At 74.9% G+C, this 267-nt stretch carries 1 pseudogene; it reads right to left on the bottom strand.

Going from position 1 to position 267, the window contains the following annotated elements:
• Positions 1 to 267: pseudogene (locus HO151_RS00910) on the bottom strand (polyketide synthase); the annotation flags it as partial.

The raw sequence follows: 267 nt of genomic DNA, 5'->3' as shown, positions 1-267 counted from the left end.
TTGGTGCCGCTGATGCCGAAGGAGGAGACGGCGGCGCGGCGCGGGCGGCCGGTCTCGGGCCAGGCGGTGTGCTCCCGGACGAGGGTGACCGCGCCCGCCTCCCAGTCGACGTGCCGGGAGGGTTCGTCGGCGTGCAGGGTGCGCGGCAGTTCGCCGTGGCGCATCGCCTGGACCATCTTGATGACGCCCGCGACACCGGCGGCGGCCTGGGTGTGTCCGAGGTTGGACTTCACCGAGCCGAGCAGCAGCGGCCGCTCGGGGTCGCGG

The sequence above is a fragment of the Streptomyces sp. 8P21H-1 genome (assembly GCF_013302945.1).
Note: the sequence above shows the minus strand (reverse complement) of the source record. Positions and strands in the feature narration are given on the sequence as shown.